This is a genomic window from Pseudomonas sp. SYWMCR5 (genome assembly GCF_057197165.1).
Genome location: NZ_JBXUNH010000012.1, coordinates 1 through 13,836 on the forward strand (window position 1 = coordinate 1; position 13,836 = coordinate 13,836).

The 13,836-nt window shown below is 61.8% G+C and carries 14 protein-coding genes; 10 read left to right on the forward strand and 4 right to left on the reverse strand.

The features are described from left to right. Positions 1 to 153: 153 nt before the first annotated feature. Both AC2CGW_RS23655 and AC2CGW_RS23660 read right to left on the reverse strand, forming a co-directional pair. Positions 154 to 1,374 carry a CaiB/BaiF CoA transferase family protein gene (locus tag AC2CGW_RS23655; RefSeq protein WP_186722381.1) on the reverse strand — a complete coding sequence of 407 codons (1,221 nt, stop codon included), beginning with the start codon at positions 1,372 to 1,374 and terminating at the stop codon, positions 154 to 156. Positions 1,375 to 1,389: 15 nt separating this feature from the next. Next, entirely contained in the window at positions 1,390 to 2,571 is a 1,182-nt protein-coding gene (locus tag AC2CGW_RS23660) for an acyl-CoA dehydrogenase (RefSeq protein WP_186670037.1), read from the reverse strand. Positions 2,572 to 2,735: 164 nt separating this feature from the next. On the opposite strand from AC2CGW_RS23660, the gene AC2CGW_RS23665 reads away from it, so the two are divergent. The 10 genes from AC2CGW_RS23665 (at position 2,736) to AC2CGW_RS23710 (ending at position 12,562) form a co-directional block, all read left to right on the forward strand. Then, entirely contained in the window at positions 2,736 to 3,635 is a 900-nt protein-coding gene (locus tag AC2CGW_RS23665; protein WP_186670039.1) for a LysR family transcriptional regulator, read from the forward strand. 431 nt (positions 3,636 to 4,066) lie between these two features. Then, positions 4,067 to 5,188 (forward strand): Re/Si-specific NAD(P)(+) transhydrogenase subunit alpha, encoded by a 1,122-nt coding sequence (locus AC2CGW_RS23670; RefSeq protein ID WP_484574696.1) that lies wholly within the window; start codon positions 4,067 to 4,069, stop codon positions 5,186 to 5,188. Positions 5,189 to 5,199: 11 nt separating this feature from the next. Continuing rightward, on the forward strand, positions 5,200 to 5,514 hold the full coding sequence (locus AC2CGW_RS23675; protein ID WP_023378063.1) for an NAD(P) transhydrogenase subunit alpha part 2: 315 nt from the start codon (positions 5,200 to 5,202) through the stop codon (positions 5,512 to 5,514). Positions 5,515 to 5,516: 2 nt separating this feature from the next. Beyond that, the gene (locus AC2CGW_RS23680) at positions 5,517 to 6,968 is read left to right on the forward strand and encodes an NAD(P)(+) transhydrogenase (Re/Si-specific) subunit beta (protein ID WP_288377725.1); all 1,452 of its coding nucleotides are present in this window, start codon (positions 5,517 to 5,519) and stop codon (positions 6,966 to 6,968) included. Between the two features lie 190 nt (positions 6,969 to 7,158). Then, on the forward strand, positions 7,159 to 8,652 hold the full coding sequence (gene scpC, locus AC2CGW_RS23685) for a succinyl-CoA:acetate CoA-transferase ScpC (protein ID WP_484574697.1): 1,494 nt from the start codon (positions 7,159 to 7,161) through the stop codon (positions 8,650 to 8,652). Positions 8,653 to 9,029: 377 nt separating this feature from the next. Continuing rightward, positions 9,030 to 9,242, forward strand: a complete 213-nt coding sequence (locus AC2CGW_RS23690) for a DUF1127 domain-containing protein (RefSeq protein WP_054894859.1) — start codon at positions 9,030 to 9,032, stop codon at positions 9,240 to 9,242. Positions 9,243 to 9,553: 311 nt separating this feature from the next. Beyond that, entirely contained in the window at positions 9,554 to 9,871 is a 318-nt protein-coding gene (locus AC2CGW_RS23695; protein WP_186670047.1) for a DUF2388 domain-containing protein, read from the forward strand. 85 nt (positions 9,872 to 9,956) lie between these two features. Further along, a complete protein-coding gene (locus tag AC2CGW_RS23700; RefSeq protein ID WP_186670049.1) occupies positions 9,957 to 10,250 on the forward strand; it encodes a DUF2388 domain-containing protein in 294 nt (97 codons plus the stop codon). A 36-nt stretch (positions 10,251 to 10,286) separates the two neighbouring features. Continuing rightward, complete coding sequence (locus AC2CGW_RS23705; RefSeq protein ID WP_186670051.1) at positions 10,287 to 10,607, forward strand: DUF2388 domain-containing protein; 321 nt, start codon at positions 10,287 to 10,289, stop codon at positions 10,605 to 10,607. Beyond that, positions 10,604 to 12,562 (forward strand): DUF7844 domain-containing protein, encoded by a 1,959-nt coding sequence (locus tag AC2CGW_RS23710; RefSeq protein WP_484574698.1) that lies wholly within the window; start codon positions 10,604 to 10,606, stop codon positions 12,560 to 12,562. Before AC2CGW_RS23705 ends, AC2CGW_RS23710 begins: the two co-directional genes overlap by 4 nt. Positions 12,563 to 12,572: 10 nt before the next feature. Here AC2CGW_RS23710 and AC2CGW_RS23715 read toward each other — a convergent pair whose 3' ends face one another. Both AC2CGW_RS23715 and rph read right to left on the reverse strand, forming a co-directional pair. Further along, positions 12,573 to 12,941 (reverse strand): DUF4870 domain-containing protein, encoded by a 369-nt coding sequence (locus AC2CGW_RS23715; protein ID WP_054894864.1) that lies wholly within the window; start codon positions 12,939 to 12,941, stop codon positions 12,573 to 12,575. 26 nt (positions 12,942 to 12,967) lie between these two features. Continuing rightward, positions 12,968 to 13,690: a ribonuclease PH gene (rph, locus tag AC2CGW_RS23720; RefSeq protein WP_186670055.1), complete on the reverse strand. Its 723-nt coding sequence runs from the start codon at positions 13,688 to 13,690 to the stop codon at positions 12,968 to 12,970. Positions 13,691 to 13,836 lie beyond the last annotated feature (146 nt).

The following is a 13,836-nucleotide window of genomic DNA, read 5'->3' on the forward strand; positions in this document are numbered from 1 at the left end:
GGAGTTTTGCGTTCCGTTTGCTGCGGAAGTGGGGCGCATTATAAGGGGATCTGAGAGGGCGTCAACCTTTTATTTCAAGAATCTTTCAGATCGCTGAAAACACAGCGGGGAGGCCTGTCGGCCTCCCCGCTTCTATACATAGCCAATACGCTGTCACAACACGCCAGCAGAGCGCAGCAACTGAACAGCCCCTGCATCCAGGCCCAAGACATCCAGCAGTACTGCCTCGGTGTGCTCCCCTAACAAAGGTGGGGCGCGACGATACTCCACGGGCGTCTCCGACAACCTGATCGGGCTCGCCACCTGAGGCACGCTGCCCGCCAGCGGATGAGGAACATCCACCCTCAGCCCGCGCGCCACCACTTGCGGATCCTGAAACATCTGCGCCAGGTCGTTGATCGGGCCGCACGGCACCCCAGCCCTTTCCAGCTCCGCCACCCATTGGGCCGTGGTCTTGAACACCGTCGCCTGTCGGATTAGAGGAATAAGCTCCGCCCGATGCGCAACCCGCTGCTTGTTGGTGGCAAAGCGCGGATCATCCGCCCACTGCGGCTGACCGGCCACTTCTGCGAACTTGCGGAACTGCCCGTCGTTACCCACGGTAAGGATGAAGTCACCATCAGCCGTCGGAAAATCCTGATAAGGCACGATGTTGGGATGCGCATTGCCCAGACGCTTGGGCGATGTACCCGTGGTCAGGTAGTTCATTGCCTGGTTGGCAAGACACGCCACCTGCACATCCAGCAAGGCCATATCGATATGCTGGCCCTCTCCCGACTGATCGCGATGCGCCAGTGCCGCAAGGATCGCCACCGTGGAATACAGCCCGGTGAGAATGTCGGTCAGCGCCACCCCCACCTTCATGGGCCCAGCCCCCTGCTCACCCTCAGGCCGCCCGGTCAGGCTCATCAGCCCGCCCAGCCCTTGGATCATGAAATCGTAGCCCGCGCGCTTGGCATAGGGGCCCGTCTGGCCGAAGCCGGTGATCGAGCAATAGATAAGCTTGGGATTGACCGCCTTCAGGCATTCGTAATCCAGCCCATAGCTCGCCAGCCCGCCCACCTTGAAGTTCTCGATGACGATATCCGACTTTGCCGCCAGTTCGCGCACCAGGCGCTGACCTTCAGGTTGGGTGAAGTCGATCGTCACCGAGCGCTTGTTGCGATTGGCCGACAGATAGTAGGCCGCCTCGCTGGTGTTCTCGCCGTGGGCGTCCCGCAGGAAGGGCGGCCCCCACGCCCGGGTGTCATCACCCGTACCCGGTCGCTCGACCTTGATCACGTCAGCCCCGAGGTCGGCGAGAATCTGGCCGGACCACGGTCCGGCCAATACACGCGACAGGTCCAGCACCCGCAGATGTGACAGCGCTCCCATGGCCGCGCCCCTCTATTAATAGAACGCCTGAATGCCGGTCTGCGCGCGGCCGAGAATCAACGCATGGATGTCATGCGTACCTTCATAGGTGTTGACCACCTCGAGGTTGACCAAGTGACGCGCCACCCCGAACTCGTCAGAGATTCCGTTGCCGCCGAGCATGTCGCGCGCCAGACGGGCGATGTCCAGGGCCTTGCCGCAGGAGTTGCGCTTCATGATCGAGGTGATCTCCACCGCCGCCGAGCCCTCGTCCTTCATTCGCCCCAGCCGCAGGCAGCCCTGCAGCCCCAAAGTGATCTCGGTCTGCATGTCGGCGAGTTTCTTCTGGATCAGCTGGTTGGCGGCCAGAGGGCGGCCGAACTGCTTGCGGTCCAGGGTGTACTGGCGTGCAGTGTGCCAGCAAGCCTCCGCCGCCCCCAGCGCGCCCCAGGAAATGCCATAGCGCGCCGAGTTCAAACAGGTGAACGGGCCTTTCAGACCACGTACCTCAGGGAAAATGTTCTCTTCCGGCACGAACACGCCGTCCATGACGATCTCACCGGTGATCGACGCGCGCAGGCCAACCTTGCCATGAATGGCCGGAGCGCTCAGGCCCTTCCAGCCCTTTTCCAGAATGAAGCCACGAATATCGCCGGCATCGTCCTTCGCCCAGACCACGAACACATCAGCGATCGGGCTGTTGGTGATCCACATCTTGCTGCCCGTCAGGCTGTAGCCACCCTCGACCTTGCGCGCGCGGGTGATCATTGCACCAGGGTCGGAGCCGTGGTTGGGCTCGGTCAAACCGAAGCAACCGATCCATTCACCGCTGGCAAGCTTGGGCAGGTACTTCTGCTTCTGCGCTTCACTGCCGAACTCGTTGATCGGCACCATGACCAGCGAAGACTGCACACTCATCATCGAGCGGTAACCCGAATCGATCCGCTCCACCTCACGGGCAATCAGCCCATAGCACACGTAGTTGAGACCACTACCGCCATACTCGGCCGGAATGGTCGCCCCCAACAGGCCGACCTCGCCCATCTCGCGGAAGATTGCCGGATCGGTCTGTTCGTGACGGAACGCCTCGATCACCCGCGGAGCCAGCTTGTCCTGGGCGAACTGATAAGCGCTGTCACGCACCATGCGCTCTTCTTCAGTGAGCTGCTGATCCAGCAACAGCGGGTCGATCCAGTTGAAACTTGCTTTACCGGCCATGGGCAGAGTCCTCGAAAGGTGTGCGACGAAATTCTTGTTGCCTTGATCCTAGGCCGGAACCTGTCAACGGACAAACGAGGATTGCGCACCCATTAGTGCTATTTTCTCACTCCGTAATAAGTGAAATACCTATTTCGAGCCCCTTATAAGTGAGGATGACGTACATGCGGCGCAAGATCCCCAGCACCACGGCACTGGTCTGCTTCGAGGCGGCGGCCCGCCACGAGAGCTTTACCAAGGCCGCTCAGGAACTGGCGCTGACCCAAGGTGCCGTCTGTCGGCAAATCGGTGGCCTCGAGGGCTTTCTCAATGTGGAGCTTTTCCGACGCTCGCGCCGGGGCGTGAAGCTGACCGAGGCCGGCCTGTCGTATAGCCGCCAGGTCTCGGCGCAATTGGATGCGGTGGAGCGGGATACCCTGTCGGTGATGCGCCAGCAGGGCGCCAACGTCATCGAACTGGCCGTAGTGCCGACCTTCGGCACCCAGTGGCTGCTCCCCCGCCTGAAGGACTTCCAGCAACGCCATCCGGAGGTAACGGTCAACCTGACCAACCGCACGCGCCCGTTCCTGTTCGCCGACACCGCCTTCGACGCCGCCATCTACTTCGGCGACGCCGACTGGTCTGGCACCCAGTCACACCGCCTGATGGGTGAAAACCCGATGCCGGTATGCAGCCCGCAATGGCTCAACGGGAGAGACACGCTCGACGCCGACTCCATAGCCGAGCTGCCATTGCTGCAGCAGACCACCCGCCCCTATGCCTGGCGGCAGTGGTTCGACAGCCTGGGCATGAGTGTGGAGCGCGACATGAACGGCCCGCGCTACGAGCTGTTTTCCATGCTGGGGCAGGCGGCCATGCACGAAATGGGCATCGCGTTGATCCCGCCGTTCCTGATCCAGCGCGAGCTGGCGGAAGGCCGGCTGGTGGTCGCAAACAAGCATGCCCTGTCGAGCGACAAGGCCTACTATCTGATGATCCCCGAGCGCAAGGTGGAGTCAGCTTCGCTGCGCGCCTTCCGCGACTGGCTGGTGATCCAGGCCCGCGACTACGCAGCAGGTGCATGAGACTGAAAGCTGACTTCGTAGTCAATTATTTTAAACACCTACAGATATATGGATTTGTCGCAAATCCATAAACTGTTCCATAAGCGGGAAAAACCGAATCAACCCTAATAACCGCGGGGGTTTGCCGCTGTTTTTACGACATCTAGCAAACTACTAACGAAAACCGCCAAAAAATTTCGTTTTTTTCTCCTAAGCTCCCAATAGCGTGTCCTTGACAGCCTGAAGGCGGATGGTTGCGACAAGTGGTCACAGGGTGACTTGTAGTTTTAACTTCGTTTCGCTCCAGAACTGGTTGAAGCACCTTCGGTTCATCTGCAAAATGCCTCGCCCGCCCCGGAACCGGCGGTATGCATGCTCAAAGGCCGCTCCAGCCGCACCACCCGAAGTGCGCTGGAATCAACAATGACAAGGTCACCGCAGGAGACAAAGTCGTGCACATTGGTGTTCCTCTAGAGACGCAGACGGGTGAGGCGAGGGTCGCCGCGACCCCGGAAACCATCAAGAAACTGGTCGGCCAGGGCCATCAGGTCACTGTCGAACGGGGCGCCGGGCTCAAAGCCAGCATCCCGGACAGCGCCTATGAGACCGCGGGCGCTTCCTTGGGTGACGCTGGCGATGCCTTGGGCGCGCAGTTGGTGCTCAAGGTAGTGGCGCCCAGCGACCAGGAACTGGCCCGGATCAATCCCGGCAGTATCCTGGTGGGCATGCTCAACCCTTTCAACAGCGAGCTCATCGCAAGGATGGCCGAACACGGCATCACCGCCTTCGCCCTTGAAGCCGCTCCGCGCACCTCGCGCGCGCAAAGCCTGGACGTTTTGTCATCGCAGGCCAACATCGCCGGCTACAAGGCCGTGCTGCTTGCGGCGCACCACTATCCACGCTTCATGCCCATGCTGATGACCGCTGCGGGCACCGTGAAAGCCGCGCGCGTGCTGATTCTCGGTGCCGGTGTGGCCGGCCTGCAGGCCATCGCCACGGCCAAGCGTCTCGGAGCAGTGATCGAAGCGTCCGACGTACGGCCAGCGGTGAAGGAACAGATCGAATCGCTCGGCGCCAAGTTCATCGACGTCCCCTATGAGACCGACGAAGAACGCGAGTGCGCCGAAGGCGTAGGCGGTTATGCCCGCCCGATGCCGGCCAGCTGGATGCAACGCCAGGCCCAGGCGGTGCACGAACGCGCGAAGCAGGCCGACATCGTCATCACCACCGCACTGATCCCCGGCCGCAAGGCCCCGACGCTGCTCAGCGCCGAGACCGTGGCGCAGATGAAACCGGGCTCGGTGGTCATCGACCTCGCCTCAGCCCAGGGTGGCAACTGCCCGCTCACGGTCGCCGATCAGGTCGTGATGGCGCACGGCGTGACCATCGTCGGCCCGACCAACCTGCCTGCCCAGCTGGCTGCCGACGCCTCGGCGCTGTACGCACGCAACCTGCTGGACTTCATGAAGCTGCTGTTCGACAAGGACGGCGCTCTGGTGATCAACCTGGAAGACGACATCGTCGCCGCGTGCCTGATGTGCCGCGACGGCCAGGTCGTGCGCAAGAACGGCTGAGGAGCACGACAATGGAAGACATGCTGATTTCCCACGGAATCTACAACCTGATCATCTTCGTGCTGGCCATCTACGTTGGCTATCACGTGGTCTGGAACGTCACCCCGGCGCTGCACACCCCGCTGATGGCGGTGACCAACGCGATTTCCGCGATCGTCATCGTCGGCGCGATGCTCGCCGCAGCGCTGACCGTGACCCCGGCCGGCAAGCTGATGGGCACCCTCGCCGTGGCCCTGGCCGCGGTCAATGTGTTCGGTGGCTTCCTGGTCACCCGCCGCATGCTGGAAATGTTCAAGAAGAAAACCAAGAACGAGGGGCAGAAGTAAGCATGAGCATGAATCTGGTCACCCTTCTCTACCTGGTCGCCTCGGTCTGCTTCATCCAGGCCCTCAAAGGCCTGTCGCACCCGACCACGTCACGGCGCGGCAACCTGTTCGGCATGATCGGCATGGGCATCGCCATGCTCACCACCATCGGCCTCATCTATAAGCTCGCCGCACTCTCGGTCGGTAGCGGCGGCGCCACCGCGGGTATCGGCTATGTGCTCATCGGCCTGCTGATCGGCGGCAGCGCCGGGTCGATCATGGCCAAGCGCGTCGAGATGACCAAGATGCCAGAGCTGGTCGCCTTCATGCACAGCATGATCGGCCTGGCCGCGGTGTTCATCGCCATCGCCGCGGTGCTCGAGCCGCAATCGCTGGGCATCGTCGCCAGCATCAGCGACCCGATCCCCACCGGCAATCGCCTGGAGCTGTTCCTCGGCGCAGCCATTGGTGCGATCACCTTCTCCGGCTCCGTGATCGCCTTCGGCAAGCTGTCGGGCAAGTACAAGTTTCGCCTGTTCCAGGGCGCACCCGTACAGTTCGCCGGCCAGCACAAGCTGAACCTGATCCTTGGCATCACCACCCTCGCCCTGGGCTTGCTGTTCACCTTCACCGGGCACTACAGCGCCTTCACCCTGATGCTGGTCCTCGCCTTCGTCATGGGTGTGCTGATCATCATCCCGATCGGCGGCGCCGACATGCCAGTAGTGGTGTCGATGCTCAACAGCTACTCGGGCTGGGCGGCGGCAGGCATCGGCTTCTCGCTGAACAACTCGATGCTGATCATCGCCGGCTCCCTGGTCGGTTCCAGCGGCGCAATCCTCTCGTACATCATGTGCAAGGCGATGAACCGCTCGTTCTTCAATGTCATCCTCGGTGGTTTCGGTGGCGACACCGATAGCGGCGCGGCGGCTGGCACGAAGGAGCAGCGCCCGGTGAAATCCGGCTCGGCCGACGATGCAACCTTCCTGCTGAGCAACGCCGACAGCGTGATCATCGTTCCCGGCTACGGCCTTGCAGTGGCCCGCGCCCAGCACGCCCTGAAAGAACTGACCGAGAAGCTGACCCATAACGGCGTCACCGTGAAATATGCGATTCACCCGGTGGCGGGGCGCATGCCCGGGCACATGAACGTACTGCTGGCCGAGGCCGAGGTTCCGTACGATCAGGTGTTCGAGATGGAGGACATCAACGCCGAGTTCGGTCAGGCCGACGTGGTGCTGGTGCTGGGCGCCAACGATGTGGTCAACCCGGCAGCGAAGAACGATCCCAAGTCGCCGATTGCCGGCATGCCGATCCTCGAAGCCTTCAAGGCCAAGACCATCATCGTCAACAAGCGCTCCATGGCCAGCGGTTATGCGGGCCTGGACAATGAACTGTTCTACCTGGACAAGACCATGATGGTGTTCGGTGACGCCAAGAAAGTCATCGAGGACATGGTCAAGGCGGTGGAGTAGTCCTTTTCCGAACTGAACAGCCGCTCTTATAGAAGGCCCCGGGAAGATTTTTCCTGGGGCCTTGTCGTTTTGCTGATCCAGATCAACGGCTCTATTTCCAGGCTTCTCATACGACCATGGTCGCGGGACGGCATCGGGCGAAATCTCTAGACTGCGCTGCAGTAGCCCAAGTAGCCCGAGATAACAATCCATGTACCGTGATCGTATCCGCTTGTCCTCCCTGCACAGCAAGGTAATGAGTGCGGCCGATGCCGCTGGCCTGATCAAGGACGGCATGACCGTCGGCATGAGCGGCTTCACCCGCGCCGGCGAAGCCAAGGCAGTGCCACACGCCCTGGCCGAACGAGCCAAGCAGTCGCCACTGAAGATCAGCCTGATGACCGGCGCCAGCCTGGGCAACGACCTGGACAAGCAACTGACCGAGGCCGGTGTACTTGCCCGGCGCATGCCCTTCCAGGTGGACAATACCCTGCGCAAGGCCATCAATGACGGGCAGGTGATGTTCATCGACCAGCACCTGTCGGAAACCGTCGAGCAATTGCGCAACAAGCAGCTGACCTTGCCGGACATCGCAGTCATCGAAGCGGTCGCGATCACAGAACAGGGCCACATCGTGCCAACCACCTCGGTGGGCAACTCGGCCAGCTTCGCGATCTTCGCCAAGCAGGTCATCGTCGAGATCAACCTGTCGCACAACCCCAACCTCGAAGGGCTGCACGACATCTATATCCCGACCTATCGCCCGACCCGCACGCCGATCCCGCTGGTGAAGGTCGATGACCGCATCGGCAGCACCGCGATCCCGATTGATCCGGCCAAGATCGTCGGCATCGTCATCAGCGACCAGCCCGACTCGCCGTCCACTGTACTGCCAGCGGATCACGAAACCCAGGCTATCGCCGACCACCTCATCAACTTCTTCAGGAAAGAAGTGGATGAAGGGCGCATGACCAACAAGCTCGGCCCTCTCCAGGCCGGTGTCGGCACCATCGCCAATGCCGTGCTGAGCGGCTTGATCGACTCGCCGTTCGAAGACCTGACCATGTACTCCGAAGTGCTGCAGGATTCGGCCTTCGACCTCATGGATGCCGGCAAGCTGAGCTTTGCCTCGGGCAGCTCGATCACCCTCTCGACCCGCCGCAACGCTGAGGTGTTCGGTAACCTGGAGCGCTACAAGGACAAGCTTGTGCTGCGTCCGCAGGAGATCTCCAACCACCCCGAAGTGGTGCGCCGCCTGGGCATCATCGGGATCAACACCGCGCTGGAGTTCGACATTTATGGCAACGTCAACTCCACCCACGTGTGCGGCACCCGGATGATGAACGGCATCGGCGGTTCCGGCGACTTCGCCCGCAACGCTCATCTGGCGGTATTCGTCACCAAGTCGATGGCCAAGGGCGGCGCGATTTCCAGCGTGGTGCCGATGGTCAGCCACGTCGATCACACCGAGCATGACGTGGACATCCTGGTCACCGAGCAGGGCCTGGCCGACCTGCGCGGCCTGGCACCACGCGAACGCGCCCGGGCGATCATCGACAACTGCGTGCACCCGGACTACCGCGCGGCCCTCAACGACTACTTCAACCGCGCCTGCCAAAGAGGCGGGCACACTCCGCATATCCTGCGCGAAGCGTTGAGCTGGCACGAGAACCTGGAAGAAAGCGGGCGGATGCTGGCCGGCTGATCCGCCAACTGCATTGCTCCTCTGAACCCATCGCGGGACGACCCCGCTTCCACATTTCAGTTGTGGGAGCGGGGTCGTCCCGCGATGACGTCTGCCTGGCTAAAACAGTTAACCGATAAATATTAAAAAACTGTACTACTGTACCGCTAGAAACCGCGCTTCAATGCCGCCAATATTTTCAAATCGAGCATAAATGCACATAAATAGTGCAGACCAGTACAGTTATGCCAATTCTGAGTGCAACAGTAGCGTTTAACAGTTAACTGGCCCATCGCAATACTGTTGAACTGTATCTACTGTTATGGACGACAGGGGAGGATCATTGGCATCAGTTAAATCACTACCTAATCCCGCCACAAGCGGAAGGATGACACATCATGGAACGTACCCTCAGTTCCGGTCTGGTTTTCGAAAACAACGTTGAATCCAAAGCCTCGGCTCCTCTGCGCGCCCTGTCGACCCTGCTGCTGTGGCAGCGTCGCATCGCCAGCCGCCGTCAACTGGCTCGCCTGGATGCCCGCCTGCTGGCCGACGCCGGCATCAGCGAGTCCCAGCGCTACCAAGAGCTGAGCAAGCCTTTCTGGCGCTAAGCTCCGGCTTGCCGGCCCAAGGCCGGCACCGCGATTTCTCAAAACCCGTCGCAGGGAACTGCGACGGGTTTTTTGTTTCAAAGGCGCGCAGTTGAGCTGCTCAACTCACAAGCAGTACAATTTTAAAAAAACAGAAAACAACCATAACAGTTTCTTCCGATCTCGTCCTTCACATCTGGAAACAGAGCTGCGTGGTACGCTTGCGACAGCGGCCTGTTAGCTTGGTCAAACGCGCTGCCTGTCATTTCAAGTGCCGTGACGAGCAGTGCGAGCGTCCGAATAACCAGAACTACCCCCGCAGGAGCCCTACCATGTCCCGTAAATACTTGTTTGGCGCTGCAATGCTGCTGACCTTGGCGGGCACCGCCCACGCCACCAGCTTCGTCGTCACCACCGATGCCGTGGTTGGCGCAGTGGCCGCGTCCACCGACGCCACCTCCGACATTTCCTCTTCGTTCCGCGACGACAAGATCGTCCAGGCTGCCCGTGACGATGCTGCCAGCTTCGTCGGCAGCCAAGGGGATATTCGCGGCGCGAAGCTGGAAAGCGCCTTCATCCATATCCGCCAGCAGATGCCTGCGCTGCAAGCCAGCGACGCGCAACTGGCACAGGCCATCCTGGCCCTCTGACGCCAGCCATCGTACCCGCAGGCTACGGCGCCCCCGCTGCCTGCGGGACAGCATTCATCCTGTCTACAGAGCGTTGTCCAAGCCCATGCGTTACCTTGTGCCCTTGCTGCTCGCCATTGCCAGTGTGGGAAGCGCCCATGCCATGGATGTCACGACCCAGTTTCCGGTCATGACCGGCTATGTCACCAGCCAGGTGACCACTGCGCCGTTCGACCGCAAGATCATCGGCATGGCCCATGATGATGCGGCCGTATTCGTCGCCACTGGCGGTCGGATTCGCGGCGCACGCCTGCAAGCTGCACTGACGGAACTGCGTCATATCTATTCGCGTCAGTCCGTCGGCGACCTTGAACTGGCGGAAGCAATTCTCGTCCAATGATCACACCTGACTCCCTGTATTTTTCGGAGATGCTCCATGCGTAAACCGCTGATCGCCGCTACCCTCGGCATGTTGCTGCTGGCCGACCTGGCCCAGGCGCAAACCCTGGTGGCCACCAGCAATATCATCGTTCGCGCCTTTGGCCGCTCGATCGATTTCACATCCGACACCACCACCTCGATCCGCGACTCCAAAGTCGTGCGCGAAGCCCGCGACGACGCCGCCAGCTTCGTCGCCAGCAATGGCGATATTCGCGGCGCCCAGCTCGAAGCCGCATTCGACACCCTGCGCGACCGCGTGCCTGAAGCGCGCAATGCCAGCGACCAGGTACTGGCCGAAGCCATCCTGTCGCTGTGAAGCGTGTGCGTGCCTGGCTGCTCGGCTGCGCCCTGACGCTGCTCGGCACGCCCGCCCTGGCCGATCTGCAGCTCGAGCTGCAGACTGCCGGTCTGGACGCTCGACAGCAGCACGCCTCCCAGCAACTGCTGGATGAGGCACTGTCGAAGCTGCCTCCCTCTTTCAAGCAGCGTCTGGATCGACGCATCCAGGTCAGCTGGACCGACAAGATGCCCGCCGATGCCTACGGCCAGGCTTCGCCAGTCTCGACCCTCGACCTCAACAGTCGCCTGCTGCCAGGGCTCACCGATGGCAGTGCCGCCAAGGAAAAAACCCATCGCCCCCACGGCACGGTGCGGGAAGAACTGCTTGCCACCGTGCTGCACGAGCTGACCCATATCTATGATCGCGCGCGACTGTGGCCCAGTGCCGAGCGCTCGCTGATTGCCCGCTGCAACCGCCAGCAGGGCACCCTCGGCCAGATCGGCCTCCCCCAGCAATGCCGTGGCCAGACAGCACGCCGCTTCACCCTGAGTGACGATCCGCGCCTGCTCGACCTTGCCGGCTGGCCGCAGTACGTCGGCCGTCGCGGCGAGCGTGAACAGCACAACGGTCAACTGGTACGCACCCCGGACAGCTACGAGCTGAGCAGCCCCAAGGAGTTTGTCGCGGTCAACATGGAGTACTTCCTCCTCGACCCGAGCTATGGCTGCCGACGCCCCGCCTTGAACCAGTACCTGCGCGATCATTTCGGCTGGGCACCCAAGCAGGACACCTGCGCCAAGGGTCTGCCGTTCCTTAACGCCGGCAGCGACTTCGCCCGAGAGCCACTGGGCGAGATCGACCCGGAGCGCGTCTACGAAGTCGACTACCTGCTTGCCGAGGCCAACCAGAACTGGGTCAGCCGCTGGGGACACAGCATGCTGCGCCTGGTGATCTGCGCACCGGGCCGCCCACGCGGGCCAGACTGCCGCCTGGATCTGGACCGCCACCTGGTGTTGTCGTACCGCGCGTTCGTCAATGATGTGCAACTGTCCAGCTGGGACGGCCTGACCGGCGCCTATCCGTCGCGCCTGTTCGTCCTGCCGTTGGGCCAGGTGATCGACGAGTACACCAAGACCGAACTGCGCAGCCTGGCCTCCGTGCCGCTCAAGCTCGACCGCCAGCAGATCGAGGACCTGGTGCGCCAGGCTGCCGAAATGCACTGGAGCTACGACGGCAATTACTACTTCCTGTCCAACAACTGCGCGGTGGAAACCCTCAAGCTGATGCGCAGCGGCACCGCCGACCAACGCTTCAACGACCTCGACGCGATCATGCCCAATGGTTTGCTGGAGGTGCTCAAGGGGCGGGGGCTGGCCGACACCAGTGTGCTCGACGACCCGCGTGAGGCGCTGCGCCTGGGGTATCGCTTCGACTCCTATCGCGATCGCTATCAGGCCATGTTCGAGGTGCTGAAGAAACAGTTGCCGATCAAGCAGACAGCGGTGGAGGACTGGTTGGCCCAGGATGCCGAGCAACGCCGCCCCTGGTTCGCCCAGGCCGATCTGCGCACCAGTGCTGCCTTGCTGCTGCTCGAGCAGGCCAGCCTGCGCCGTCAGTTGCTACTGGCACAGGATGAAGTCAAACAACGTTACCTGAACGCCGCCGCACTCAAGGACGGCAGCATCGACAAGGCCAACGCCACGCTGCAGAAGATGCTTGCCAACAGTGGGTTCCTCAGCCGCCCGGCCGAATTGCTCGAGGCGGATGGCTACGGCTTGCCCCAACCTCAGGAGCGCGTGCACCTTGAAAAGGTCAGCAGCGAGCGGCAGGCGCAGTTGCTGCGCCTGAGTACCGATCTGGACAAGGAAGTACGGGCATTGCTGGAGCCTGCACGGGCGAAGGAGATTGCGGCAATCGAGGCCAATGTGAAACAGATCGGTGAACACCTGCGCGCCCTGCACAAGGCAGCTGGCGGTTTGCAGCTACCTTGAGCGCGCGGGGCTACTTGATCGGCCGCCAGATCAGCGGATAGCGGTACGGCTTGCCTTCATTGGCCCGAACCCCTGCAAGGATGATCAGGATCAGCACGGCCACTGCCAGGATGGCGAACAGCACGATGCCGATAACCACGAACATCAGCAGGAAGCAGATGAATCCGGCAATGGTGACGCTGATCTGGAAGTTCAGCGCCTCCTTGCCCTGGGCATCGACGAACGGATCGACCTCACGCTTCCAGATCCACATCACCAGTGGCCCGAGCAGATGCCCGAGCGGCATCACCAGCCCGAGCAAGGCGCTGAAGTGGCAGAACATCGCCCATTGCCGAACTTCGGCGCTCGGCGTTTCGATCGGCAGATTCGTCTCACTCATGGGTCCATCGCCTCCTTGGCGCAGCTTCAGTCGGCCAATGCAGCCTGCTGCAGGTCGAAGATCTCGGTCATGCCCTTCTGCGCCAGCGCCAGCATGGCGTTGAAGTCTTCAGGCTGGAACGGCGCGCCTTCGGCAGTGCCCTGCACTTCGATGAAGCCACCGGCGCTGGTCATGACCACGTTGAGGTCGGTTTCGGCAGCCGAGTCTTCGAGGTAGTCGAGGTCCAGCACTGCCTCGCCCTGGTACATGCCCACCGACACTGCGGCGATCATGTGCTTGAGCGGATTGCCGCCCTTTAGACCGCCACGCTTCTTGATCACCGCCAGGGCGTCGCACAGGGCGACCATGGCGCCGGTGATCGAAGCGGTGCGAGTGCCGCCGTCCGCCTGGATCACATCGCAGTCGACGTACAGCGTGATGTCGCCCAGCTTGCTCATGTCCAGTGCCGCACGCAGCGAACGGCCGATCAGGCGCTGGATCTCGAGGGTGCGACCGCCCTGCTTGCCACGGCTGGCCTCACGCTGGTTACGCTCGCCAGTGGAGCGCGGCAGCATGCCGTACTCGGCGGTCAACCAACCCTGGCCCTGGCCTTTGAGGAAGCGCGGAACACCGTTCTCGACGCTGACCGTGCAGATGACCTTGGTGTCACCGAACTCGACCAGTACCGACCCCTCGGCGTGCTTGGTGTAGTTGCGGGTGATGCGGATCGAGCGAAGCTGATCGGCAGCGCGACCACTTGGACGTTTCATCTGGGATACCTGTACCGGAAATCGAATCTGGCGGCCATTATAGAGCCGCGCGTCCTGGGAGGACATGCCTATTGTCGCAGCCTCGCACCCCGTCGACTTTTCCCACCGATAGCAGCCCCGCCCTGTAGCATGGTTCGATTGGGCGT